This window comes from Levilactobacillus angrenensis (assembly GCF_003946085.1).
In the GTDB taxonomy this organism is placed as follows: domain Bacteria; phylum Bacillota; class Bacilli; order Lactobacillales; family Lactobacillaceae; genus Levilactobacillus; species Levilactobacillus angrenensis.
In genome coordinates this window covers 36,826-58,715 of record NZ_RHOB01000011.1, presented here as the reverse complement: position 1 = coordinate 58,715, position 21,890 = coordinate 36,826, and the positions used below count along the sequence as shown (strand labels likewise).

Annotated in this window: 21 protein-coding genes; 5 read left to right on the top strand and 16 right to left on the bottom strand. The window is 52.3% G+C overall.

Translation table 11 applies throughout. The features are described 5' to 3' along the window. Positions 1-84 precede the first annotated feature (84 nt). Together rpoE and EKM83_RS08140 are read right to left on the bottom strand one after the other, a co-directional pair. Positions 85-744 (bottom strand): DNA-directed RNA polymerase subunit delta, encoded by a 660-nt coding sequence (gene rpoE / locus EKM83_RS08145; protein ID WP_125576290.1) that lies wholly within the window; start codon positions 742-744, stop codon positions 85-87. A gap of 44 nt (positions 745-788) precedes the next feature. Continuing rightward, on the bottom strand, positions 789-1,229 hold the full coding sequence (locus EKM83_RS08140; protein WP_125576288.1) for a DUF1934 domain-containing protein: 441 nt from the start codon (positions 1,227-1,229) through the stop codon (positions 789-791). Between the two features lie 258 nt (positions 1,230-1,487). Here EKM83_RS08140 and EKM83_RS08135 point away from each other — a divergent pair, with 258 nt between their 5' ends. From EKM83_RS08135 to EKM83_RS08115, 5 genes are all read left to right on the top strand, one after another. After that, entirely contained in the window at positions 1,488-2,315 is an 828-nt protein-coding gene (locus tag EKM83_RS08135) for a lipoate--protein ligase family protein (RefSeq protein ID WP_125576286.1), read from the top strand. Positions 2,316-2,337: 22 nt separating this feature from the next. Then, positions 2,338-3,702: an HD domain-containing protein gene (locus EKM83_RS08130; protein ID WP_125576284.1), complete on the top strand. Its 1,365-nt coding sequence runs from the start codon at positions 2,338-2,340 to the stop codon at positions 3,700-3,702. 2 nt (positions 3,703-3,704) lie between these two features. Further along, positions 3,705-4,517: a Cof-type HAD-IIB family hydrolase gene (locus EKM83_RS08125; RefSeq protein ID WP_125576282.1), complete on the top strand. Its 813-nt coding sequence runs from the start codon at positions 3,705-3,707 to the stop codon at positions 4,515-4,517. 22 nt (positions 4,518-4,539) lie between these two features. Then, entirely contained in the window at positions 4,540-5,358 is an 819-nt protein-coding gene (yidA, locus tag EKM83_RS08120) for a sugar-phosphatase (RefSeq protein WP_125576280.1), read from the top strand. Between the two features lie 231 nt (positions 5,359-5,589). Further along, entirely contained in the window at positions 5,590-6,006 is a 417-nt protein-coding gene (locus EKM83_RS08115) for a MerR family transcriptional regulator (RefSeq protein ID WP_125576278.1), read from the top strand. Between the two features lie 428 nt (positions 6,007-6,434). Here EKM83_RS08115 and EKM83_RS08110 read toward each other — a convergent pair whose 3' ends face one another. The 14 genes from EKM83_RS08110 to EKM83_RS08045 form a co-directional block, all read right to left on the bottom strand. Further along, positions 6,435-6,716 carry a hypothetical protein gene (locus EKM83_RS08110; RefSeq protein WP_125576276.1) on the bottom strand — a complete coding sequence of 94 codons (282 nt, stop codon included), beginning with the start codon at positions 6,714-6,716 and terminating at the stop codon, positions 6,435-6,437. 258 nt (positions 6,717-6,974) lie between these two features. Next, a complete protein-coding gene (locus tag EKM83_RS08105) occupies positions 6,975-7,328 on the bottom strand; it encodes a DUF3899 domain-containing protein (RefSeq protein ID WP_125576274.1) in 354 nt (117 codons plus the stop codon). Positions 7,329-7,415: 87 nt separating this feature from the next. Continuing rightward, complete coding sequence (locus EKM83_RS08100; protein WP_125576272.1) at positions 7,416-8,396, bottom strand: ribose-phosphate diphosphokinase; 981 nt, start codon at positions 8,394-8,396, stop codon at positions 7,416-7,418. Between the two features lie 83 nt (positions 8,397-8,479). Continuing rightward, positions 8,480-9,859, bottom strand: a complete 1,380-nt coding sequence (gene glmU / locus EKM83_RS08095) for a bifunctional UDP-N-acetylglucosamine diphosphorylase/glucosamine-1-phosphate N-acetyltransferase GlmU (protein ID WP_125576270.1) — start codon at positions 9,857-9,859, stop codon at positions 8,480-8,482. 16 nt (positions 9,860-9,875) lie between these two features. Beyond that, the gene (purR, locus tag EKM83_RS08090; RefSeq protein WP_125576268.1) at positions 9,876-10,712 is read right to left on the bottom strand and encodes a pur operon repressor; all 837 of its coding nucleotides are present in this window, start codon (positions 10,710-10,712) and stop codon (positions 9,876-9,878) included. A 637-nt stretch (positions 10,713-11,349) separates the two neighbouring features. Further along, positions 11,350-12,147 (bottom strand): metal ABC transporter permease, encoded by a 798-nt coding sequence (locus EKM83_RS08085; protein ID WP_125576266.1) that lies wholly within the window; start codon positions 12,145-12,147, stop codon positions 11,350-11,352. Further along, positions 12,140-12,841, bottom strand: a complete 702-nt coding sequence (locus tag EKM83_RS08080) for a metal ABC transporter ATP-binding protein (protein ID WP_125576264.1) — start codon at positions 12,839-12,841, stop codon at positions 12,140-12,142. Before EKM83_RS08080 ends, EKM83_RS08085 begins: the two co-directional genes overlap by 8 nt. Further along, entirely contained in the window at positions 12,838-13,761 is a 924-nt protein-coding gene (locus EKM83_RS08075) for a metal ABC transporter solute-binding protein, Zn/Mn family (protein ID WP_125576262.1), read from the bottom strand. The genes EKM83_RS08080 and EKM83_RS08075 overlap by 4 nt, the downstream gene beginning before the upstream one ends. A gap of 317 nt (positions 13,762-14,078) precedes the next feature. Then, complete coding sequence (locus tag EKM83_RS08070; protein WP_125576259.1) at positions 14,079-15,008, bottom strand: dihydroorotate dehydrogenase; 930 nt, start codon at positions 15,006-15,008, stop codon at positions 14,079-14,081. 649 nt (positions 15,009-15,657) lie between these two features. Further along, positions 15,658-16,593: an alpha/beta hydrolase gene (locus EKM83_RS08065; RefSeq protein WP_125576257.1), complete on the bottom strand. Its 936-nt coding sequence runs from the start codon at positions 16,591-16,593 to the stop codon at positions 15,658-15,660. 123 nt (positions 16,594-16,716) lie between these two features. Continuing rightward, positions 16,717-17,652: an ROK family protein gene (locus EKM83_RS08060; RefSeq protein ID WP_225418647.1), complete on the bottom strand. Its 936-nt coding sequence runs from the start codon at positions 17,650-17,652 to the stop codon at positions 16,717-16,719. Beyond that, positions 17,612-19,087: a 6-phospho-beta-glucosidase gene (locus EKM83_RS08055; protein WP_125576255.1), complete on the bottom strand. Its 1,476-nt coding sequence runs from the start codon at positions 19,085-19,087 to the stop codon at positions 17,612-17,614. Before EKM83_RS08055 ends, EKM83_RS08060 begins: the two co-directional genes overlap by 41 nt. Positions 19,088-19,242: 155 nt before the next feature. After that, positions 19,243-20,394 carry an ROK family transcriptional regulator gene (locus tag EKM83_RS08050; RefSeq protein ID WP_125576253.1) on the bottom strand — a complete coding sequence of 384 codons (1,152 nt, stop codon included), beginning with the start codon at positions 20,392-20,394 and terminating at the stop codon, positions 19,243-19,245. Between the two features lie 21 nt (positions 20,395-20,415). Further along, positions 20,416-21,816, bottom strand: a complete 1,401-nt coding sequence (locus EKM83_RS08045) for an MFS transporter (protein ID WP_125576251.1) — start codon at positions 21,814-21,816, stop codon at positions 20,416-20,418. Positions 21,817-21,890 lie beyond the last annotated feature (74 nt).

Sequence of the window (21,890 nt, the reverse complement as noted above, 5' to 3'; positions counted from 1 at the left end):
CCAGTTGTCCTCACTACAAGTAGCAAGGAGCCCAAAAAACATAATACCTGGTTTTGGGCAGGAGGTCAAGCAAAGAACGCAAAATTATTTTTGTTCTTCGTCATCTTCATCTTCATCATCGTCAGCTTCATCGTCGTCGGCGGAGAAATCAAGATTTTCATCATCGTCGTCCGGGGCTTCCATTTGGGAAAGCTGGTCTTCGATACCATCCGGAATGTCTTCCGAATCGTCTTCTTCGTCATCGTCGTCGATGCCTAACCCGTTCTGGAGCTTGCCCAGATCAGGGGTGCCGCCGTTGCCGGTCGTATCATCGTCGTCATCGTCAGATGCATACGTGGTCGTATCGTCATCTTCTGGATCGTCGTCATCGTAATCGATCACATCATCGTCATCGGTCGTGTCGGCCAAGAAGGCGTTAACCTTCTTGCGCTTCTTACGCTTAGGTTGATCTTCATCTTCCTCGGCGTGAACGGTCGCTTCATCGATGGATTCAAACGGATACCAAGTTCGCAGTCCCCAAAGGTTATCACCCAGAGAAATGAAACTACCATCGACATTTAAATCCGTATAGAATTGGGACAGCCGGTCACGAACTTCTGCGTCGCTATCGCCTAAATAGGCTTGGACGGCGTTTGCTAAGTCAGCAAATGCCATCACATCGCCATGTTGCGATAAAATGGCGTGAGCAACTTCGATCATTGATAATTCCTTTTTGTTCTGGCCCTCAAAGACTTTTAATTCCAAACTGGTGCACGTCCTTTCCACAGTCTACGAAATATGATACTCGTTTATGCGGTAAATTGCAATCTAATCTTGTAGTTTCCGACCAGATCTTCATTCGCATAGAGTAAGTAGTCGATCTTAACGTTGCCACTAAACGGTCTTTCCTTGAAGCTGGTCTCCAAATAAGGCGTCACGGTTTCGATCGGCATGATGCCGTACGGCGTGTTGTACCGGGCCGTCACGCGTTTGCCACTCACAAAGTGTAGCCGCAATTCAGCTTCAGCGTTGCGGGTCAGATGGACTTCACCTTCTGGCGTAAACTTCATGGTGACCGGTGTCTGTTCACCCGTTTCCTTATTCGGTTCCAAATACCGCAAGTACAGGGTCCGACCCATCTGAACCAGTTGGCCATCCACATCCAAGCGGTAATCCGAAACGTCTTGGTCCTGCTTAATGTGCGTCTCCAAGTGAATCATGACGGGCACCCCCGTAGATAATCGATCCATTTGCACACTTCCTTTCCGCGAATTGTCTGGATTAATTATAGTTCATTTTCCCGGGAAAGCCTACCAATTATCTTCTTTTTCTGGGGGTGGTGCTTCACGGGTTGCCCCCGCCGTTGACACCCCCTCGCAAACGGGTAGCGGGACCCGTGACCAACTTTCAGGCAATCGTTGACTAGTCACTGGTACAGACCATGACGGCGCAAGCGTTTTCTAGTATAATGAGAGATTGAAGAAACTTTACGAAAGAAGGTAGGTTTCATGTTTCCGTTTAACCTCCCCACAGATTCACTTCAAACCGTGACCACGCCGATCCCGGCTGATCAGAAAAATCAGGCCTTTGGCTACACCAACGCTCTCCTGGACCTCGTTGTCGACCTTCAGCAGCCCATTTTGCACTTCTGGACCATGCAGCCTACCGTTATCATGGGACTGAAGGACAAACGCCTACCGGACCTGACAGCGGCTGTGAAGGCCGTTTCCGGGCATGGCTATGATTACGTGCTCCGCAACTCTGGTGGTCTGGCCGTCGTCAGTGACGCGGGCGTGTTGAACGTCTCGTTATTTGCCCCACTCACCACGCCCCCCATCAGTGTCGAGGCCGCTTATGCGCAAATGACCGCCTTGGTCGACGCCGCCTGGCCGGAGCTGTCACTGGAACACTATGAGATCACCCGCTCCTATTGCCCCGGTGATTATGACCTGAGTGTCGCCGGCAAGAAGATTGCCGGTATCGCCCAACGGCGCAGTCCGCACGCCTTGGTGATCATGTTGTACCTCGGTGTGAACGGCGACCAACCCGCGCGCGGCGCAATGATTCGCGACTTCTATCAAGCCGGCCTCAGTACGGCGGAAAATAAATGGGGCTTCCCCGACGTCGACCCCAACGTGATGACGACCACCGCGGCACTGCTCCACCAGGACCTTACGGTGGCGGATGCAAAGCAACGGTTCATCACCGCCGCAACGAACGCCGGGCTACACGTGGGCCACGAAAAATTGGCCACGTTGATGGCGACCCCGAAATTTCAAACAGATTTAGAACACGCCACCGCCCAAATGGTCCGGCGACAACCACGTTTAAATTAACCGACTTAAAGGAGGAATCAGTGTGACCTACGCCCAACAACGACTGCCACGAGAGAAAGTTTTCCGCGACCCGGTCCACAACTATATTTATGTTCAACATCAAATCATTCTTGACCTGATCAACACCCGGGAGTTCCAACGGCTCCGGCGCATTAAACAACTTGGCACGGCTTCGCTGATTTTCCACGGGGCCGAACATTCCCGTTTTACCCATTCATTGGGTGTCTACGAAATTGCCCGGCAAATCTGTGATAATTTCCAACGCAATTACCCATCGCAAACGCCGGGGGATGGCGGCTGGGATGACCGCGAACGACTGACGGCCTTATGTGCTGCCTTGTTGCACGATATTGGCCACGGGCCGTATTCCCACACCTTCGAGCACATTTTCCACACCGACCATGAGGCCATTACCGCAGAGATTTTGACCTCGCCGGAAACGGAAGTCAACCAGGTCTTGCGCCGCGTCAGTCCGACTTTCCCTGCCGAAGTGGCGAGCGTGATTCAAAAGACTTACCCCAATCCCCAGGTCGTTCAAATGATCTCCAGTCAAATCGACGCGGACCGGATGGACTATCTCTTACGGGACGCCTACTTTACTGGGACCGAATACGGGACCTTTGACCTCACGCGGATTTTGCGGGTCATGCGGCCTTATGCTGGCGGGATTGCCTTTGCCATGAACGGCATGCACGCGGTTGAAGACTACATCATCAGCCGCTTTCAAATGTACCAACAGGTCTACTTCCACCCCGTTTCCCGGTCGATGGAAGTCATCTTGGACCATTTATTAGGCCGGGCCAACGAGCTCTACCAGGCCAACCAGACGGATGAGAGTTTTATCCCCCACCTGCTGTTGCCCTTCTTCAATCACGAATTTGATTTGAACGACTACCTCAACCTCGATGACGGCGTGTTGACCACCTACTTCATTCACTGGCGCGATTCACCGGATGAAATTTTAGCCGACCTGGCCCACCGTTTCTTGGACCGCAAGCCACTGAAGAGTGCCGAGTTCACTGCGGCAACCGAATCGCTCCTGCCCAAGTTGCGGGAGATGATTCGCTCGGTCGGGTTCAACACCGATTACTACACCGCCACGGACAACAGTTATGATTTACCTTACGACGATGCCTACGACCCTAAAGTCACCTACCCGCTGACGCAAATCGAGCTCCAAGAACCCGATGGCAGCCTGTTAGAACTGTCGACCGTGTCTGATCTGGTCAACGCTATGCGCGGGAAGTTCTCCGGGGACCAACGCTTCTTCTTCCCCAAGGAAATGCTCAACCCTGGCAATGATGCGCCAGAATTGTTCCAGCCCATTTACGACCAGTTTGGCGCTTATATTCAAAATAACCAATTGATTCAACCCAAGGAGTCCTAACCATGACGGTGAAACTAATTGCAATCGATATTGACGGTACCTTACTGACCCCCAACAACAAGCTCGCCTTGTCGACCATCGACGCCATCAAGGCGGCCACGGCATCAGGCATCAAAGTCGTGCTCTGCAGCGGACGGCCCTTAGCCGGCGTGCGGCCCTACCTGGAAATGCTGGACCTCATCGGTGACGACCAGTATGTGATCGCCCACAACGGTGCGGCGGTCCAAACGACCAGTGGCCAAGCGTTGATCACGCACTCGCTGAGCTTAAACGACGCCCAACGCCTGGTTGACCTCGCCGACCAAGCTCCGATTCATTACCACCTGATCACGCCGCAAGCCATTTACACCCCCAATCGCCCGGCCAGCGCCTATTCTATCCGGGAAAGTCATTTGGTCAACCTCCCCATCAAATACCTACCGGCAGCCGAGATTCCGCAAGATGAAGCCTTGTTGACCTTTGTCTTCATCGACGAAACGGACCTGGTCACCCAATTTGACGCGACGTTGCCACCAGCACTCCGGCAACAATTTTACGTGGTGCGCACCGATGACCATTTCATCGAAGTGCTCAACCACCACGTCAGCAAGGCCACGGCCCTACAGGAACTGGCCCAACGGCTCCACATCGACGCTAACGACGTGATGGCCATCGGTGACGGGCCCAACGACCTGCCCATGCTCCAAGCTGCTGGCCTGGGGGTCGCCATGGGCAACGCCACGGCCACTGTCCAAGCCGCAGCCGATGCCGTGACCGACAGTAATGCCAATGACGGCGTGGCCAACGCCATTTTAACTTACGCTTTAACACTCTAACTCATTTAAAGGAGACGCCTTCATGACTGCAAGCACTATTAAATTAATCGCCATCGACATCGATGGCACCTTACTCAACGAGAAAAACGAACTGGCCCAAGAGACCATTGACGCCGTCCAAGCCGCCAAGGCCCAGGGTATCAAAGTTGTCTTGTGTACCGGTCGGCCGTTGACCGGTGTCCAACCGTATCTGGACGCCATGGCTATCAGCGGCGATGACCAATACGCCATCACCTTCAATGGGTCCGTGGCCCAGACGATCTCGGGCAAGGTCCTGACCAACCACTCGTTGACCTACGATGACTACATCGACCTGGAAAGCCTCTCCCGCAAGCTACAATCCCACTTTCAAATCGAAACGCCGGAACACATCTATACGGCTAACAAGAACATTAGCGCCTACACCATCGCCGAGAGCTACTTGGTCCGCATGCTGATCCGGTACCGCGAAGTCAGCGAGACCCCGCGTGACCTGACGATTTCCAAGGCCATGTTCGTGGATGACCCTCAAGTCATCGATCACGTGAAAGCCAACATGCCCCAAAGCTTCAAGGACCGCTTCAGCGTGGTTCAAAGTGCCCCCTACTTCATTGAGGTCATGAACAGTCATGCTAGCAAGGGCGGCACCTTGAGCGAACTGGCTACACAGCTCGGCTTCACGGCCGACAACGTCATGGCTTTGGGCGATCAAGGCAATGACCTGTCGATGATCACCTACGCCGGCATGGGCGTGGCCATGGGCAACGCGATCGCTGAAATCAAAGATGCCGCCCAAGCCGTGACGCTGACCAACGCGGAAAACGGTGTGGCTGCGGCCATTCGCAAGTATGCGTTGCAGTAATCCGCTAATGTTTCCAAAACACTGTCATTTCGGGATTGCATGAGTTAGTTTTGCTTTCACCCCTTAGACGTTAATTAATCAAACCGTTATCGACTTACCCCCTCAGCGGATAAGTCGATTTTTTAATTAACTCACCGAACCTCGGTTAATTTCCGGCTTTTAGTCGTTAAGTTTAACCCTATGGTTGGCTCCAGTGTTAATCTAGGGTCGACCAGAGGAGATGGTTGTTTTATGAATATTAAGGAATTTGCAACACGGGTGGGCTGTCAGCCGGACACCTTGCGCTTTTACGAGAAGATGGGGATGCTCGTACCTAAGCGCACGCCCGGCAACTACCGCAAATACACGGTGACAGACCTAGCGACGTATCGGATCATCCACAGTCTCAAACGCGCGGGGTTGTCGCTGGAAGAGATTTGCGAAATTTTAAAATTACGAAATGCCGACGTCAATGCCACGCACTGTGCTAATACGCTACGGTTCATCACCGGCAAGCACGCACAGTTTGCCGACGACCAGAATTTCTACACCAAGTTGACCAAGCTCACAGCCAAGATGATTCAGGCATTGACCAAATCCACGTTGTCACACAGCGAATTAGCTACCATGATCGAAGAAATCGGCGAACTGGACGACCAGGTCGTTTAATCAGTAACGCTAGCCGCACGGAGATAGGGCGATGAAATTAACTTAACCATCGGGGATTGCCTCACCGGGATCCCCGATTATTTTTGTGCTTTTCGACACTGGTGACGTCACGGCTATGCCAGTCAAAAATACCAAGACGATCCATGCAGAGTTAACTGGTACGGTTAGTACTTTTAGCTTTTGCCATGCTCATTATAAATACCGTTATATCAACGTTTAGCCCCGTTAGAGGTAAGTTCAATCATACAGGAATGCTACCCGATTTCCTAGCGAAAAAAGCCCAATCGTATCGCACCTTTAATCTGTTTAGCAGTTTAACGATAAAGTAAACGGACACCTTCGCTAGGAAAGTGTCCGTTGTTTAAATGATTATGATTCGACCGTCATCAAGTGGTAAACCTAAAGATCGTAAAACAATATGTGAATCGTCAACAAAGCTCCCCCGTTGGCGCCGTGGTCCCCGCATTCCGACTGGGAACGATCGGTTCGCGTTCAGCATTGGTGATCGTCCGGCTGAGCTGGCCGACTGGCGCCACAGACTGGTGCTTGCTTGCCAACGGTGCGGGCTGGACTTCTTGCTTCGTGACCCGAACGACTCGCGATGCAGCGGCCGTTTCTACTCGACCCGCCGGCTGGTGGCCACTCAGGGCGAATCCTGCGCCACTGACAACGACAATTCCCAATAAAATTCCAATATTCTTTAACGTCATTTTACCTAGCTCCCCTCTGAACCGGCTGCTCCTCGGCATCCAGTTCTTTCATCATTCACTATAGTCTCTACCGGCAGACCGGGATACGATTAAGTCAGCTGCGACCCGGCTTCGTAAAATTTCGGGAGCTAACCATTTCGCCATCAGACACACCAAAAAGGGTCTGGGACAAAACATCCCAGACCCCCTTTTGCACCAACTTTAAATGGCCAAAACGTGGGCCAAAAGGCAGCAGGTTCCTACAACTATGCGCTTTTTTTAAATCGTAAACACCACACCCAAGATGATGTAGCAAATGCCGCTGACCAAACCGAAGCGCGCAAAGGTATTCACCACGATGGGTGAGTTCTTCACGCTGGCCACGTGCTTGAGCGGGACCTTTTCGCCCGGCAGTGGCTCGACCTTATCCTTACGATGCCACAGATGCCGCCACCCTGTGAACAAGTGACCTTTTAACAACACACAGATGGCGCCAAACACGATCAATGCCAGCCCCACCATGAACAATAGATCGCCAATCATCAAAAATGACTGGCCTAATATTTTCATTACCAACGCAATCAGCAGGCCCGCCGCTACGGTACCTGTCGCTGCCCGTTTCCAGTTCTTCATTGCCTTCAATCCCTTACTTTAATCTTGGTCGTTTTAAAAAAAGAGCCGAGGACAATTGCCCCGAACTCCTTTTTCAAGTCTAAATTTTTATTGTTCGTGACTCCGGAAACGGTTCTTGAACAATGGGCTGACTGGCCGGTTTTCGTTGATTCGCTTGATGGCTTGACCAATCAGCGGACCAACCGAAATTTGTTCGATCTTGTCGATTTGCTTGTCGGCCGTCAATTGAATGGAATCCGTTACGACTAATTTCTTAATCGGTGAGTTCTTGATTCGTTCAATGGCTGGGCCGGACAAAACAGGATGCGTACAGCTAGCGTAAACTTCTTTGGCACCGGCATCCATCAGGGCTTGTGACCCCAAAGTAATCGTGCCGGCCGTGTCGATCATATCATCGATCATGATGCATCGTTTGCCCTTAACATCCCCGATGATATTCATGATTTCCGCTACATTGGCCTTGGGCCGCCGCTTGTCGATGATGGCGATTGGCGCCTTCAAGAATTCGGCTAAGGCCCGGGCCCGCGTTACCCCACCGTGGTCAGGAGAAACGACAACAGCGTCTTCCGCCAAGCCACTGTTGATGAAGTAGTCCGCTAACAGCGGTGCGCCCATCAAATGGTCAACTGGCACATCGAAGAAGCCTTGAATCTGGGCCGCATGCAAGTCTAATGCCAAGACCCGCGTGACGCCGGCCGTTTGCAGCATGTTAGCAACTAACTTTGCCGTAATTGGTTCGCGGGAACGCGCTTTACGGTCTTGACGCGCATAGCCGTAGTACGGAATGACCACGTTGATGGTGGCCGCACTGGCCCGTCGTAACGCATCAATCATGATCAGCAGTTCCATCAAATTATCGTTTACGGGTGCCGACGTTGATTGAATCACGTACACGTGGCTGCCCCGCACACTTTGTTCGATGTTAATCCGAATTTCGCCGTCACTGAACCGGTCCACCGAAGTTTTCCCTAATTCGACACCAACTTCGTTAGCGATTTTTTCCGCCAACGGTTTGTTGGAGTTCAACGCAAAAATCTTTAATTTAGGGTCAAAATATTGCGTAGCCATAATTTCCTCCAATTGCGTATAGTCTGTCTGAATTTCCTACAACAATTTTATGCTATCGCGTTAGGAAACACAAGGCCTTCACCTTAATCTTCGCCCCGATAAGGTAATTTTTGGTAATAATTGGGTTTATTCGTCTGCCGGGAGCGGGCAATGGCCATGTCATACTTGGCCACGCCATCAGTAATCGTCGAGCCCGCTGCGATAAAGCTGTGGTCAGCGACTTCTAGCGGGGCGACTAAGTTTGAGTTCGAGCCGATAAAGGCGTCGTCACCCACGGTCGTTTCGTGCTTGTGTTTGCCATCGTAATTGACGAAAACGACCCCACAACCAACGTTGATGTTCTTGCCCAGCTTGGCGTTGCCGACATAGGTCAAATGGCCCACCTTGGTGCCTTCACCAATCGTGGCCTTCTTGACTTCGACAAAGTTGCCGAGGTGCACCTTAGGCCCGATGTGGGATTCTGGCCGCAAATGACTGTTCGGACCAATATTAGAGCCGCTAGCCATGTCGGAATCTTCCAGTAAGGAGGAGGTGACCGTGACGTGGTCGGCTAATTTGGCATTACGCAATTCAGAATGTGACCCGATGTAGCAGTCTTCACCGATGACCGTGTCGCCCTTCAAGAGCACGCCCGGTTCAATGATGGTGTCGGCGCCAATCTGAACTCCGGCATCAATGTAAGTCGTGGCAGGATCAATCAAGGTCACGCCGTCACGCATGTGTTGTTCGTTGATCCGTTGCCGCATGATCTTCGTCGCTGCGGACAAGGCCACTCGGTCATTGACCCCCATGGATTCGTCGAAGTCGGCCATTTGATAAGCCGCCACGATGTCGCCTTGGTGTTTCAAGATTTCAATGACATCCGTCAGGTAGTATTCCCCTTGCGCGTTGTCATTAGACGTTTCGTGCAGCGCCTTGAACAACTTTTGGTTATCGAAAACGTACACCCCAGTGTTGATTTCGTGAATTTCTTGTTCCTCGGAGCTGGCATCTTTTTGTTCGACGATTTTTTCCACGATGCCGATATTGTTGCGGACGATGCGGCCGTAGCCGGTCGGATCCGGGGCAATCGAGGTCAAAATGGTGGCCGCCGCGTGCTTGGCTTCGTGGTAGGCAAAGAGGTCTTCAAACGTTTCCGCCCGGAACAATGGCGTGTCACCACTAACGATCAGCGTGGTCCCCGCTTCATCCTTCAACAAGGGTTCAGTTTGTAAGACGGCGTGGCCGGTCCCCATTTGCTTGGCTTGTAAGGCGTATTGCGTCCGGTCACCTAACGTGGCCTTGACGTCATCGGCACCATACCCGACGACCGTCACGATTTTATCCATGTGGGTCTGTTCGACTTGGGTCAACACGTGGTCAACCATGGCCTTCCCACAAACTTGGTGCAACACTTTGTACAGTTTTGATTTCATCCGGGTGCCCTTACCGGCAGCGAGGATAATGGTATTTCTAGTCGTCATGCTAAATGTCTCCTAGCTATTTTAATTGGGAATCGTCGCCAAAAATCTGGGTCAGGTAATTCCCGGGTGATACGCGAATCTGTTCATCGGCGGTCTGAATCTTCAACAGTGACGTGTACTTGCTAACGGTCCGTTGGCCGGCAAAATCGCCTTCGGCAAACACGGCCACGCCCGCTAATTGGGAATCGAACTCGTCGACCAAGGAGCGCAAACCACCCACGGTTCCGCCACCCTTCATGTAATCATCGACGATCAAGACCCGTGAATTGGGCTTGACGCTCCGCTTAGACAGCGCCATGCGTTCGATACGCTTGGTCGATCCGGACACGTAGTTGACACTGACGGTCGAGCCTTCGGTGATCTGCGAATCATGCCGCACGATGACGAACGGCACCCCGAGGTAGCTGGCCACACTTTGGGCCAACGGAATCCCCTTGGTGGCAACGGTCACCACGACGTCCACGTTTTGATTTAAGTACTGCGTGGCTAAGATCCGCCCAATTTGCCGCAAAGCTGAGGGCCGCCCCAAGATATCGGACATGTACACGTAGCCACCGGGCAAATACCGGTCGGCTTCGGACAGTTCGGTGATCATGTCATCCACAAATTGTTCCGCTTCTTCACGCAACACGTAGGGGATGAACCGTGCACCACCAGCAGCGCCAGGGACCGTCTCTAACAGACCCGTTCCCCGCGTCTGGAAGGTGCGCTTCAGAATCGTCAAGTCTTCACTGATCGAAGACTTCGCTGATTCATAACGCGCCGCAAAAAAGGTTAATGAAACCAATTGATGCGGCCGTTCCAATAAATACCGGGTCATATCAACCAACCGGTCACTTCTTCTGACTTTCAACTTCTTCACCTCAACTATTTCTTTAGAGTTAATTGTAAGCCCAATTTTAGCATAAATGTTCGGGTTTTTCGTTACATTTTCGTGAGAATTCCGAAAACTTGTTTAAACTTAAGAAATTACGGGCCAAATTCCCGGGTTTTTGACGAATTTGTTGGCAATTGGTCTACTCCAGGTTGCTGACACCAGTCCTAGGATACAACACTTGGGCTTACTTTGCGGGGTTCACGCTTGCGCTTCAGCTGATTGTTGGCAACGTCAGATATGCTGGCCGCCTACCATCCGCCAAATATGAGTTGGAACGCGGTGGGCGGACCGGACCGAGCCTAAAAAGCGAAGCGGAAGCCTGTTCTTTGGCCGGAAGCGTTCCCCAGAGCAGGCGGAACCCTGGCTGACGCAGGCCCTGGTTTCACTAGTTCTGGTGGACAAAACGCTGTCGCTCCGGGAGTCAAGACATTAATTCAATTTTCAACCTTTTTTTTAGTGAATAGGAAACTGCTTTTCCGGGAACGACTGCGCTGAGGCTACTTTCTTTAATGACGCAAACTAAAACCAGGCCGCTTCCCCCATTTCCGAGAAGTCGACCTGGTTATTTCCAAAATATTTTTCGTTTGATTCAGATAACGACCTAGCGTCGAACTTACTCCGCCGTCTGCAATTTCTGCCACCCCAGCGCCAGGAAGTAGAAGACCGCTTCGATAGCTGCGATGAAGAAGGAGACCGGGTAGTTGGTGACGTAGCTTAACGTCAGTCCCGCCCAGACGCCGACCAGTGCCAGGCCAATCGCCAGGGTCATCATACCCCCGACCGTGTGTGCGAAGTATTTGGCCGTCGCCGCTGGCAGGGTCAACAGGATGAAGATCAACAGGGAGCCGACGATTTGCGCCGCGACACTCACGCTCAAGGCGACTAAGACCAAGAACGTGATGGACAGCGTATTGGTCCACAGCCCCTTGACCCGCGCACCGGTGTGGTCGAACGAGTCAAATTTCAAGAACCGGTAGAGCACAAACACAATCAGTAGCACCAGAATGGATAGCCACAGCATTTGCCGGACGTCGCTGGCACTGATGCCGATAACGCTCCCAAACAAAATGCTGGTGGCGTAGCTGGCGTTTTTGTTGGCCAACGACAAAAACAGGATTCCCAGCCCAATGAACAGTGCGGAAATGGCGCTGGTGGCCGCTTCTCGGCGTTCACTCCGGGCACTCAGCTGACCCACGATGACCGAACTGATGACCGTGAACAGTAACATCCCATTTAGCGGGGCCCAACCGGCAAACACCCCGAAGGCTGCCCCGGAAAACCCAATTTCAGATAAGGTGTGCGTTAAAAAGGACATGTTGCGGGCAATCACGAAGACGCCCATGATGCCACAGATAATGGCGATGATGGTCCCGGCCGCGAAGGCGTTGCGCATAAATTCATAACTAAACATTCTTCTCGCCCTCCCAGACCTTGGCTTGGGTCAACCCGCTGATAGGGCCTTGTTCGACCCCGTCCGGCGTTAACATCAGATATTGTGAACTGTACTTGCGGGCCATCGGGATGTCGTGGGTCACGAAGAGCACCGTCAAATGCAGCCGCTGGTTCAATTCGATGACCAGATCCAGCAACTCTGTCTTGGTGACGGGATCCAGACTGGCCGTCGACTCGTCTAAAATCAGCAGGTTGGGCGATTCTACCAATGCTTGGGCCAAATAAGCCTTCTGCCGTTCCCCACCGGAGGCTTGACCAATCGGCCGTTTAGCCAGCTTGGTCAGTCCCGTTTCCGCTAAAATGTGGTCGATCTCTGCGTGTTCCTTGCGGGATAACCAGGGCCATTTCCAGCCAGTCAGGTTCAACCCCACGAAGTCCTTGATGGTCAGCGGATAATCGCTATCGATATTGCGAAATTGCGGGACGTAGCCAATCTTGACGCTATTGGCATTGGGCAGGTAGGTTACCTTGCCCGTGGTCGGGCGTAACTGATGCAAAATCGCGCGCATCAGCGTGGTCTTCCCCACCCCATTTTTCCCGACGATGCTCCAGAACTCACCTTGACGAATCGTCAGGTTGAGGTCGGTAAAGACCGGGTGATTGGGAAAGGTCACGCCCAAATTTTCAAGTTTTAAAATTGCTGGTTCACTCATGAACGATCCTCCTGAATCCGCTGGACCTGGCGATACTGTGCAAGCATCCAGGCCCGGTACGTTTGGTTAGTCGGCATGGTCTCGGTCACCTTGACCACAGGAACGTGGTATTGGCGCGCCAGGTCGACCATGGCCGTGACGTTTTTGCTTGAGTTCTGCGTGTTCTCCACGAAAAAGGCAATCTCGTGGTGCTTGATCTGTCTTTGGAGTTTGGTGATATCAGCTGGCGTGGGGTCGCTGTCCTCTTCAATGGATTGGGCAAAATGCCCGTCACTGATGCGATAACCCATCGCCGTGAGCGCCATGTCAAAGACGGGCTCGCTCACCGCAACCTGTTGGCCGTGGGCGTGACGTTTGATCTGTTGGGCCGTCTTACTCAGCACCGCCAGTTGTCGCTCGTAAGCGGCACCGCGGCGTTTGAATTCAGCAGCATGCCGCGGTTCGATACGGCTAAACTGTTGTACCAACCGCCGCGTGACCTGGGTCATCACGGTCGGGTCCGACCACAAGTGGGGGTTGTCCCCGGTGGTCTTGCCCATCAGCTTGCCAATCGTCAACGTCTTCGTGCCAGAGCCCTCATTGGCCGCCACAACGTGGTCCATCCAACTGTCATAGCCTAAGCCATTTTCAATCACCACGTTGGCCTTGGCCACCAGCTTGGCCGTCTTCACGTCGGGCTCGTAGCTCTCGGCATCAATGCTGGGACTGTTGATAATCGTCTGCACGTTGCCGCGATTGCCCAGAATCGCTTGCGCCGCTTCACCATAGAACCCCAGCGTCGCCACCACGTTGATTTTGCCGGACTGCTTCGGTTGGGTCGTAGGTTGGCAGCCCGCCAGCGTCAAGAGCGCCACGAATGCGGCAACCACCGTCAACCAGCGCATCGACCGCCACCAATTTTGTTTTTGCAAGTCCGTCATCCCCATCTTCACTAAAATATTTCACTACTAGTCTTTTCGTTTTTGATATGTAAACAGTAATGATTACCGTTTAGTAGTTTACCAGAAAATGAAAACTTGTCAACAAACTTTCGCGGTTGTGGGGGAATCTTTGTACAAATGTAAAGGATGGGGGTGCAGCCCACCATCCCATTTAACCAAACAAGACCAAGCACGCTAGAATTAGTCCTGCATACCTGGTCTTAGATTGTTGGGTTATTCTGGAAAACAATTACTACTATGTTATTTACATTAAGAGAATTCATGCGTGTTCACACCAATAATCTGCGACAATCCTGTTATCCTCGAATTGCCTGGTGTCGTTCTCGGGCCAGTGTCATCAGGTCTGGTAGATGATACTTGGCCAGGGCCGCCGGCAACGCTGCGGCGATGTCGCGACAGGCGCAGGGATTGCCATAGGTTGCCGCCCCCACTTGAATTGCGTTAGCCCCGGCGAGAAAGAACTCCAAGGCATCTTCGGCACTGCTGACACCACCGACGCCCATGATGGGTGCGTCAGTTACTGACCGCACAGCGCGAATCATACGAACAGCCAGAGGATGAATGGCCGGCCCGGATAGGCCCCCAGTCCCATTACTGAGCGTGGGCTGGCGAGTAGCTAAATCTAGTTGCAGACCAGGTAACGTGTTGATCAGCGTCAAACCGGCCGCGCCACCGGTCACAGCTGCCTGGGCAATTACGGTAACGTCCGTGACACTCGGTGTTAGCTTCACGTAAACTGGTTTAGTTGCCACTGCTACAATTTCAGTCACCAGATTATAAACGCTATTCGGTTCCGTACCAAAGGCTAACCCGCCGGCCGCTACGTTGGGACACGACACGTTGATTTCCAAAGCATGAATGTTAGTTGCCCGCGTCAGACGCTTAGCTACGGCTACGTACTCGCTAAAGGTACTGCCAGCCACGCTACCAATAATGGGTAGACCTGGATAGTGTTCAGCCAGCCATGGCAAGCGCTGAGTCATCACCACATCGATGCCAGGATTGGTCAGCCCAATCGCATTCATCCACCCACCCACAGTCTCAGTAACATTGGGCCGCGAATTGCCTTTACGTGGTGCTAACGTCGTGGACTTGATGACCAATGCTCCCAGTGCGTTCAAATCAAAATGTTGCGCGAGCTCCTGTCCATAAGCCGCAGTCCCACTTGCCGGTATGATGGGGTTCTTGAGCGATAATCCTGGTAAATCGATGTTAAGTTGTGACATGATTTCCTCCCGTGAAATGTAATGTCTCGGCGCACAAAAAAGGCGCTGGATTGCTCCAGCGCCATATCGGTCGAATTTTAGGTTAAGCAAGACCGTTTTGCTCCTCGCTGGAAGCAATTAAAGGGTAAGTGCGTTGCGTTTAAATTAGACTCTCAAGATCCATCGTTGGGTTCCGTGCTTAGTGCGGCCTCTCTGGACACGTCAGCTAAGCAATGCGACGGATTAATGGTTACTATACAGTATTTAGCGATAATAGTCAACTAAATACTGTAAATAATTTCATGAAAGGGCATTAGTAATCTGATTCGGTGACGCTCAAGATAAAATTATTGGACTTTAAAACCACCCCCACACCTGTGGGGAACACCCAAAGATGGGCAGCAAGCATGGCTACCGCTGAGGATCACCCCCACACCCGTGGGGAACACTCTGACGTCTTCAGTCCGGCAAGCGACTTGACAGGATCACCCCCACACCTGTGGGGAACACACTAAAGAAACGCCGCTACACCGGGATTCTATTTTTCAAAAAAGGCGTTTTTCCTTTAACTTGCCTTTAACTTGCCTTTAACTTGCTTCTTCGATATCCCTCGGAAAATCATAATCGGTAAACATTAAAAAGACATTTTAAAACCCAGTCAGAGTCTACTTTACCCCCGCACATACGGTGCCAAGAAATCAGCCACCAGCCGGTCATAACACTCCGGATTCTCCTCGCGCGTGGCGATGTGCGCTGCTACCGGGTCACGGTATTTCTGCTTGGGACCCGCAGCGGCTTGGTACAAGAGGTCCAGATTCTCGATCGGCACCGTCTCATCGTTAGCGCCCTGAATCAGCAACAGTGGGATATGACTCTTGCGGAGCTGATTAGCGATATCGCCGTCCGCCAAGCGGTAGTCGCCCAGCCGTGAGTACTGGTCAGCAATCGCCAGCGTTGGTTGGGTCGGCACGTGAAATTCGTGACGCATCCGGAAACGAGCCTCGCCTAAAACGGACGCGTAGCCCGAGTCCGCAATGATGGCCTTAACGTTGGCCGGCAGCTTTTCACCAGCCGTCGCCATGACCGTCGCGGCGCCCATGGAGATGCCCAACATGACGATTTGGCTCTGGTAGCCGTTCTTGGCCACGACCTGGTTGACCCATTGCTGATAGTCGTGTCGGTCGGTCCAGCCGTAGCCAATCGTATGACCATCACTCTCACCGTGAGCCCGAGCGTCGGGCATCAAGACCGCATAACCCCAGTCGTGAAAGACGCGCGCCCAGGGAATCATTTGCTCACGAGCGTGGCCCAGGCCGTGCGCCAAAATGGCAACTTTGTCCGTGGGCTGTTCGGCCGCCAACCAACTGGCCCGCAAGCACAAGCCATCTTGACTAATTTGGGTCCACTCAACTGGGTGGTGGCGCAAGTACCAGGCGTTGTCCGCCGCCGTATTTTCACTAATCGCCCGTTCCTTAGACTGCCGGCGACTTCGCGCGTACGACCGGGTAGCGGACAAATACAGTCCCGCTGCGGCCCCAAAAACGCTCACGGCCCCCACGGCAGATAGCGCTGCCACGCCGCCAACGACCTTTTGCCAAGTCTTCATCAGTAACGACCCCATTTCTGTTTTTTAGCTACCTCCACTGTACCGAAATTTGACGGTGGTTGCCACTAATTCACTTAGGAATTTCCAGTCGTTCATGGTAATTTCCGTGCCTCAACCTAACTCTCAGGCGCTGACTACCTTAACCGTCGTATCATTTCCATTTTCTACATAAAACTGATACACCGCACCAATCAGATTAGCATCATTGTGGAACTTGCAGGCAGCGATGTCAGCAATCAGTGGCGCTCCATGTTGCTTCAGCAGGCGTTGGACTCGCTGTTTCAAATCGTCTACAAAACCCGGTCGCCCGGAAATACCACCGCCAATCAATAAGCGCTGAGGATTCAGACTGACGAACAGATTAAAAGCCGCACAACTCAGCCAGTTAAGCATGTCGTTGATACAAAACTGTGCCAGGTCATCCCCCTGCTCCGCCGCCTGATACACCGCTTTAGCCGATACGGGTCGTGCCAATTTTGCCAACCGACTGTACCGCTCCGCCATCCGCACTGGGCTTCCCAACTCACTCAACGTCTCGCCCTGTGCGGTCATCACCTGATAGCCGAATTCACCGGCAAAGTTTTGCTGACCGCTAACCAACTGATGGTCCAACACCACTGCGCCACCCACACCGGTGCCAACCACCAGCAGCGCAACGTCCGCAACGTCTCGGGCATTTCCCTGCCAAGTTTCGGCCAGTGCAGCACAGTTGGCGTCATTTTGAATGCTGACAGGGAGACCTAATGCTTGCTTTAATGCGGTTTTAATTGGAAAATCATTGAGATAGTCCACCGCACTAGTGCCCGAGATCTTGCCAGCCACGGTATCGACACTTCCTGGTAGGCTAATGGCCACACCTGCAAACGGCAGCGCTAGTTCTTGACGCATACGTACAATCGTCGCCAGCAGCTCCGGCCATGTTCGCGGCGTTGTTAGGCGGTTCTTATGAATCAATCGCTGTTGCGACCAAACGCCATATTTCACGGTCGTCCCGCCAATATCAATGACTAACAAAGGTTCAGGCTGGGCTGTCATCTGCGCCACCCGCTTTCTGGCCAAGTTCGGCCCCATTGGTCGCAATCACGCGCTGGTACCAGTAGAAGGAATCCTTGCGATACCGGGCCAGGCTCCCACTGCCGTCGTCATTTCTATCCACATAAATAAACCCATAACGCTTGGACAGTTGCCCGGTGCTGGCCGACACAATGTCAATCGCACTCCACGGGGTGTAACCCATGACGTCCACGCCGTCCTCGAGCATGGCCAGTTTCATTTGCACGATGTGGTCCCGCAGATAGTCGATGCGGTATTGGTCATGGACGGTATGGTCCGCCTCCAGCTGGTCGATGGCCCCGATGCCGTTTTCCACGATAAACAGTGGCAAATGATAGCGGTCGTTCATCCAATTCAGTGCGTACCGTAAGCCTTGGGGATCCACCTGCCAGCCCCACTCAGATTGTGGCACGAAGCGATTGGTCACCAGGTCGTGGGCTTCATTATAAGAAAATTGGTTATCTTCATGGTCGGTGGCCTGCGTCGCAAAGGACATATAGTAGCTGAAGCCCAGGTAGTCGACAGTTCCTCGTTTAAGATTGGCCAAGTCGGCCTTCGTGATATCGAGGTCAAAATGCTTCGCCTGAAAGTAGCGCGTTAGCCAAGTTGGATACTGCCCTTCGACTTGAACATCGGAGAACCAAAACCGCGATTGCATCGCCCGTTGCGCTTTGAACACATCACGGGGCTGGTCGCTGGCTGGGTAAACCGGCGAGAAAGCCACCATCGCGCCAATCTGAAAATCAGGATTGATGCTATGGCCAATCTGAACGGCCAATGAACTGGCGACAACTTCGTAGTGAGCCGCCTGATACATCACGGCCTCGGCATTTTCTCCGGCATGGACCTGAATCCCCGAGTTCGTAAAAAGCGTAAAGGCGCGGTCATAATTGGTTTGATTATTAATTTCGTTAAACGTCAGCCAGTACTTGACCTTGTCTTGGAACCGGGTGAAGACGGCCCGAGCAAAGCGCGTGAAGAACGTAATCGTTTGGCGACCACGGAATCCACCATACTTGGTGACCAAGTGGTAAGGCATTTCAAAATGTGACAGCGTCACGACCGGTTCAATGCCGTACTTCAGGCATTCATCAAAGAGGCGGTCGTAAAATGCCAGCCCTTCTTCGTTAGGCTCGAGTTCATCCCCCTGCGGAAAAATCCGCGACCAGGCAATCGAGGTCCGAAAACAGGTGAACCCCATCTCAGCCAGTAGCTTAATGTCTTCCGGATAGCGATGATAAAAGTCCACGGCCTCATGGTTCGGGTAAAATTCACTGGGCTGGACGCCATCAGTAATGCGCCGCTCTTCACGGTTCCCCGCAGCGGTCATCACGTCAGCCACACTCAAGCCCTTCCCGCCAACATTGTATGCGCCTTCAACTTGATGCGCGGCAACCGCGCCACCCCACAAGAATCCAGCCGGTAAAGTTGTTTTAGTCAAAATTGTTTCCTCCTTGTTTTTTAAGTCAAATTTTTAGATGGCTCATTAAAGCTATTATGCTGGAATACCAGCTACAGCCAAATTCCACCATTCGCTACCGTCAAAAAATGCGGGGACACAGCTAGCAATGAGCCGTGTCCCCGCATTCGGTGAAGCTAATGATGAAAAATCAAACGCGTGCCCGGCATATCCAGCACCTGGTGAATGGCCAATGACGCCCCACCCAACAAGGTGGCATATTTCACGTCCTTGGACATCACTAGCGGTGGCACCAGCGGCATAAAGCTCAGTTTCATCTGAATGTTTTTCAAAAGTTCTGGTAATTGTTCAACGAGTGGCGAATTGAAGAAAATCATCTGCGGATCATAGGCCACAATCAGGTCACTGGTCACGATTGCCAGATGGTAGCAGAGGTCTTCCAGTAGACTGGTAATCTCTGGATCATCCTGTCCCGCCGCTTGAACCAATTGGTCTAGCGAATAGCGCTCAACACCCTTGAGCCGCGCCGCCTTCTTCAGTAGCGCCGCTTCAGACCATTCGCGATCAAAGCTGGGCAGCTTGGCCAAGCGCTGATTGCCAGGCCCCTGGATCATGATCTGGCCAATTTCCCCGGCCCGACCATAATTACCGCGATAGAGCTGTTTGTTCAGTAAGATACCCGCGCCAATTCCTTCGTGGATACTGACGGCGACTAGGCTTTGTAGCTCTTGCTTACTGAAATCCTGCTCGAACACCGCTGCCAAGTTGGCCTCATTTTCCATGATGACCGGCACGTGATAGCGCTCCTGAAAGTAGCTGACCAGGTCAAAATCGCCAAAGTCCACGAAGGGCGACGTGACGATTTCATTTTGATAGACTACCCCGAAGATGGCAATGGAGATGGCCTGCAGCCCATTTTCCACTTCAAAGGCTGGCAACTGACCAATCATGTCCGTCATTTTCGCGATAATCTCGCTAACAGTCGGCTGATTCAAAGGACTTTCGCTGTAACTTAGGGCCCGGCCGTCCAGCTGGGTGACCAGCATTTCTAAGACCTCGCCAGAAATACTGAAGTTGATCACGTAGCCATACGTGGCGTTGAACGCGACCAATTCGGCGCGGCGCCCACTACCGGGACTGGAGGCCTTTTCTCCTTGGCTCGAAACCAATTTGCGGTCGATAAAGGTACCGACAATGTCAGACACCGTCACCTTGTTCAATCCCAGGAGTTTAGAAATTTCGTTACGCGCGATGGGTCCGTGATTCACGATGGCCTGCAGTACCGAGCGCTCATTGTGATCACGCATCACGTCCTTATTGATAATCATGCCGTTCACTCACTTCATTTATTATTCGCCATCCGCCGCATTTTCTCGGGCGTGCTTTTCTGCCAGGTCACTTTGCATTTGCTTTTCAATGCCATCGACGTGGTAGAACATCAGGGCAATACCGGAGAGCGCAAATCCTAACAGTGGTACCCAAATGTAATTCAGTTCAATCCCGTGAAGCGCAGAAGCCGTTTGCGTATGATTGGCAACGTAGCCAGTCCCGGTCAAAATCCAACCGGTGATGACCCCACCAATCCCCATTCCTAATTTAGCACTAAAACTGGAGAATGAGGTAACAATTCCTTCGGCGCGGACACCATTTTTCCATTCACCATAATCCACAGCGTCGGCCAACATTACGGCAATCAGGCCGGAAACGTAGCCAGTTCCTAAGTAACCGACGATGGTAGCGAAGATGATCATCGGCACGCTCAGGTGGGTTGCCCCCAGGCTCAACAATAGTTGGCCCACAACCGCAAGAATCATCCCGCCTAACATGGTATTGCGTTTACCGATCAGCTTGGAGGTCCACGGTGTTAAGACCACGGCCACCAGCGCAACGATTTGGAGACTCAAAATAAAGGATGCCAGTTTGGCGTCGTGCATGTTGTATTTGAAGAAGTACACCGTCACTTGCGACCGCGTCTGCATCCCCATCCAGTAGATGAAGTTAATGAAGATGATGATCGCCCAAGGCCAGTTTTTCTTCAAGGCCTTCAGAGATTGCTTGATGGGAATTGACTGGCGGGAACTCTTGGTTTGGACCCGTTCAGTCGTGTACTTGAAGACAAAGCCGAAAATGATGACCACGATGATACCGACGATCAAGGCCCAGATGAACCACCCGCGGGCGCTATCCGTGGAGCCGTTACCAAAGAAGGCTACCATGGTCAGGGTAATCCCGGTGATAATGGTGGCACCGGCCGTCCCCATGAACTGGCGAATCGTGGACAAGGTGACCCGTTCTTGCGAATTACTGGTTAATGATGGCAAGATGGAGGTAATCGGAATATTAACCGCTGAATACAGGACATCGACCCCAATGTAAGTCACGTAAGCCCAGACCAGCTTTCCAGTCAGACTCATATTGGGCGTCGTGAAGACCAACACACAGAACACGGCAAAGGGTATCGAGAACCATAGCCAGTACGGTCGACTCTTCCCCCACTTAGTATGGGTATGGTCGATCATAATCCCCCAGAACGGACCATCAAAGGCATCGACGATCCGGGCCACTAAGAACAAGGTCCCCATGGCCGCGGCACTGATGCCAAACGTATCCGTGTAGAAGATCATTAAGTAAGTCCCCACCATTTGGAAGGACAGGTTGCAGGCAAAATCACTAAAGCTATAAGCAATGCGTTCATTCCACGGGACCATGTTGCGCTCGGCCACCGCAGCTTTAGGAGCATTTTCAGTCATAAGTACACACCTCGTTAAATTACGATTCTAATATTGAAAACTGAGCTGTCGACGTTCAAGAAAATTCAATTTTC

Excerpts from the sequence above, each read along its gene's own strand:
- EKM83_RS08140 (WP_125576288.1), bottom strand. The coding sequence starts at position 1,229 with ATGGATCGATTATCTACGGGGGTGCCCGTCATGATTCACTTGGAGACG.
- EKM83_RS08135 (WP_125576286.1), top strand. The coding sequence starts at position 1,488 with ATGTTTCCGTTTAACCTCCCCACAGATTCACTTCAAACCGTGACCACG.
- EKM83_RS08125 (WP_125576282.1), top strand. The coding sequence starts at position 3,705 with ATGACGGTGAAACTAATTGCAATCGATATTGACGGTACCTTACTGACC.
- yidA (WP_125576280.1), top strand. The coding sequence starts at position 4,540 with ATGACTGCAAGCACTATTAAATTAATCGCCATCGACATCGATGGCACC.
- EKM83_RS08115 (WP_125576278.1), top strand. The coding sequence starts at position 5,590 with ATGAATATTAAGGAATTTGCAACACGGGTGGGCTGTCAGCCGGACACC.
- EKM83_RS08110 (WP_125576276.1), bottom strand. The coding sequence starts at position 6,716 with ATGACGTTAAAGAATATTGGAATTTTATTGGGAATTGTCGTTGTCAGT.
- EKM83_RS08105 (WP_125576274.1), bottom strand. The coding sequence starts at position 7,328 with ATGAAGAACTGGAAACGGGCAGCGACAGGTACCGTAGCGGCGGGCCTG.
- EKM83_RS08100 (WP_125576272.1), bottom strand. The coding sequence starts at position 8,396 with ATGGCTACGCAATATTTTGACCCTAAATTAAAGATTTTTGCGTTGAAC.
- glmU (WP_125576270.1), bottom strand. The coding sequence starts at position 9,859 with ATGACGACTAGAAATACCATTATCCTCGCTGCCGGTAAGGGCACCCGG.
- EKM83_RS08085 (WP_125576266.1), bottom strand. The coding sequence starts at position 12,147 with ATGTTTAGTTATGAATTTATGCGCAACGCCTTCGCGGCCGGGACCATC.
- EKM83_RS08080 (WP_125576264.1), bottom strand. The coding sequence starts at position 12,841 with ATGAGTGAACCAGCAATTTTAAAACTTGAAAATTTGGGCGTGACCTTT.
- EKM83_RS08075 (WP_125576262.1), bottom strand. The coding sequence starts at position 13,761 with ATGACGGACTTGCAAAAACAAAATTGGTGGCGGTCGATGCGCTGGTTG.
- EKM83_RS08070 (WP_125576259.1), bottom strand. The coding sequence starts at position 15,008 with ATGTCACAACTTAACATCGATTTACCAGGATTATCGCTCAAGAACCCC.
- EKM83_RS08065 (WP_125576257.1), bottom strand. The coding sequence starts at position 16,593 with ATGAAGACTTGGCAAAAGGTCGTTGGCGGCGTGGCAGCGCTATCTGCC.
- EKM83_RS08050 (WP_125576253.1), bottom strand. The coding sequence starts at position 20,394 with ATGATTATCAATAAGGACGTGATGCGTGATCACAATGAGCGCTCGGTA.
- EKM83_RS08045 (WP_125576251.1), bottom strand. The coding sequence starts at position 21,816 with ATGACTGAAAATGCTCCTAAAGCTGCGGTGGCCGAGCGCAACATGGTC.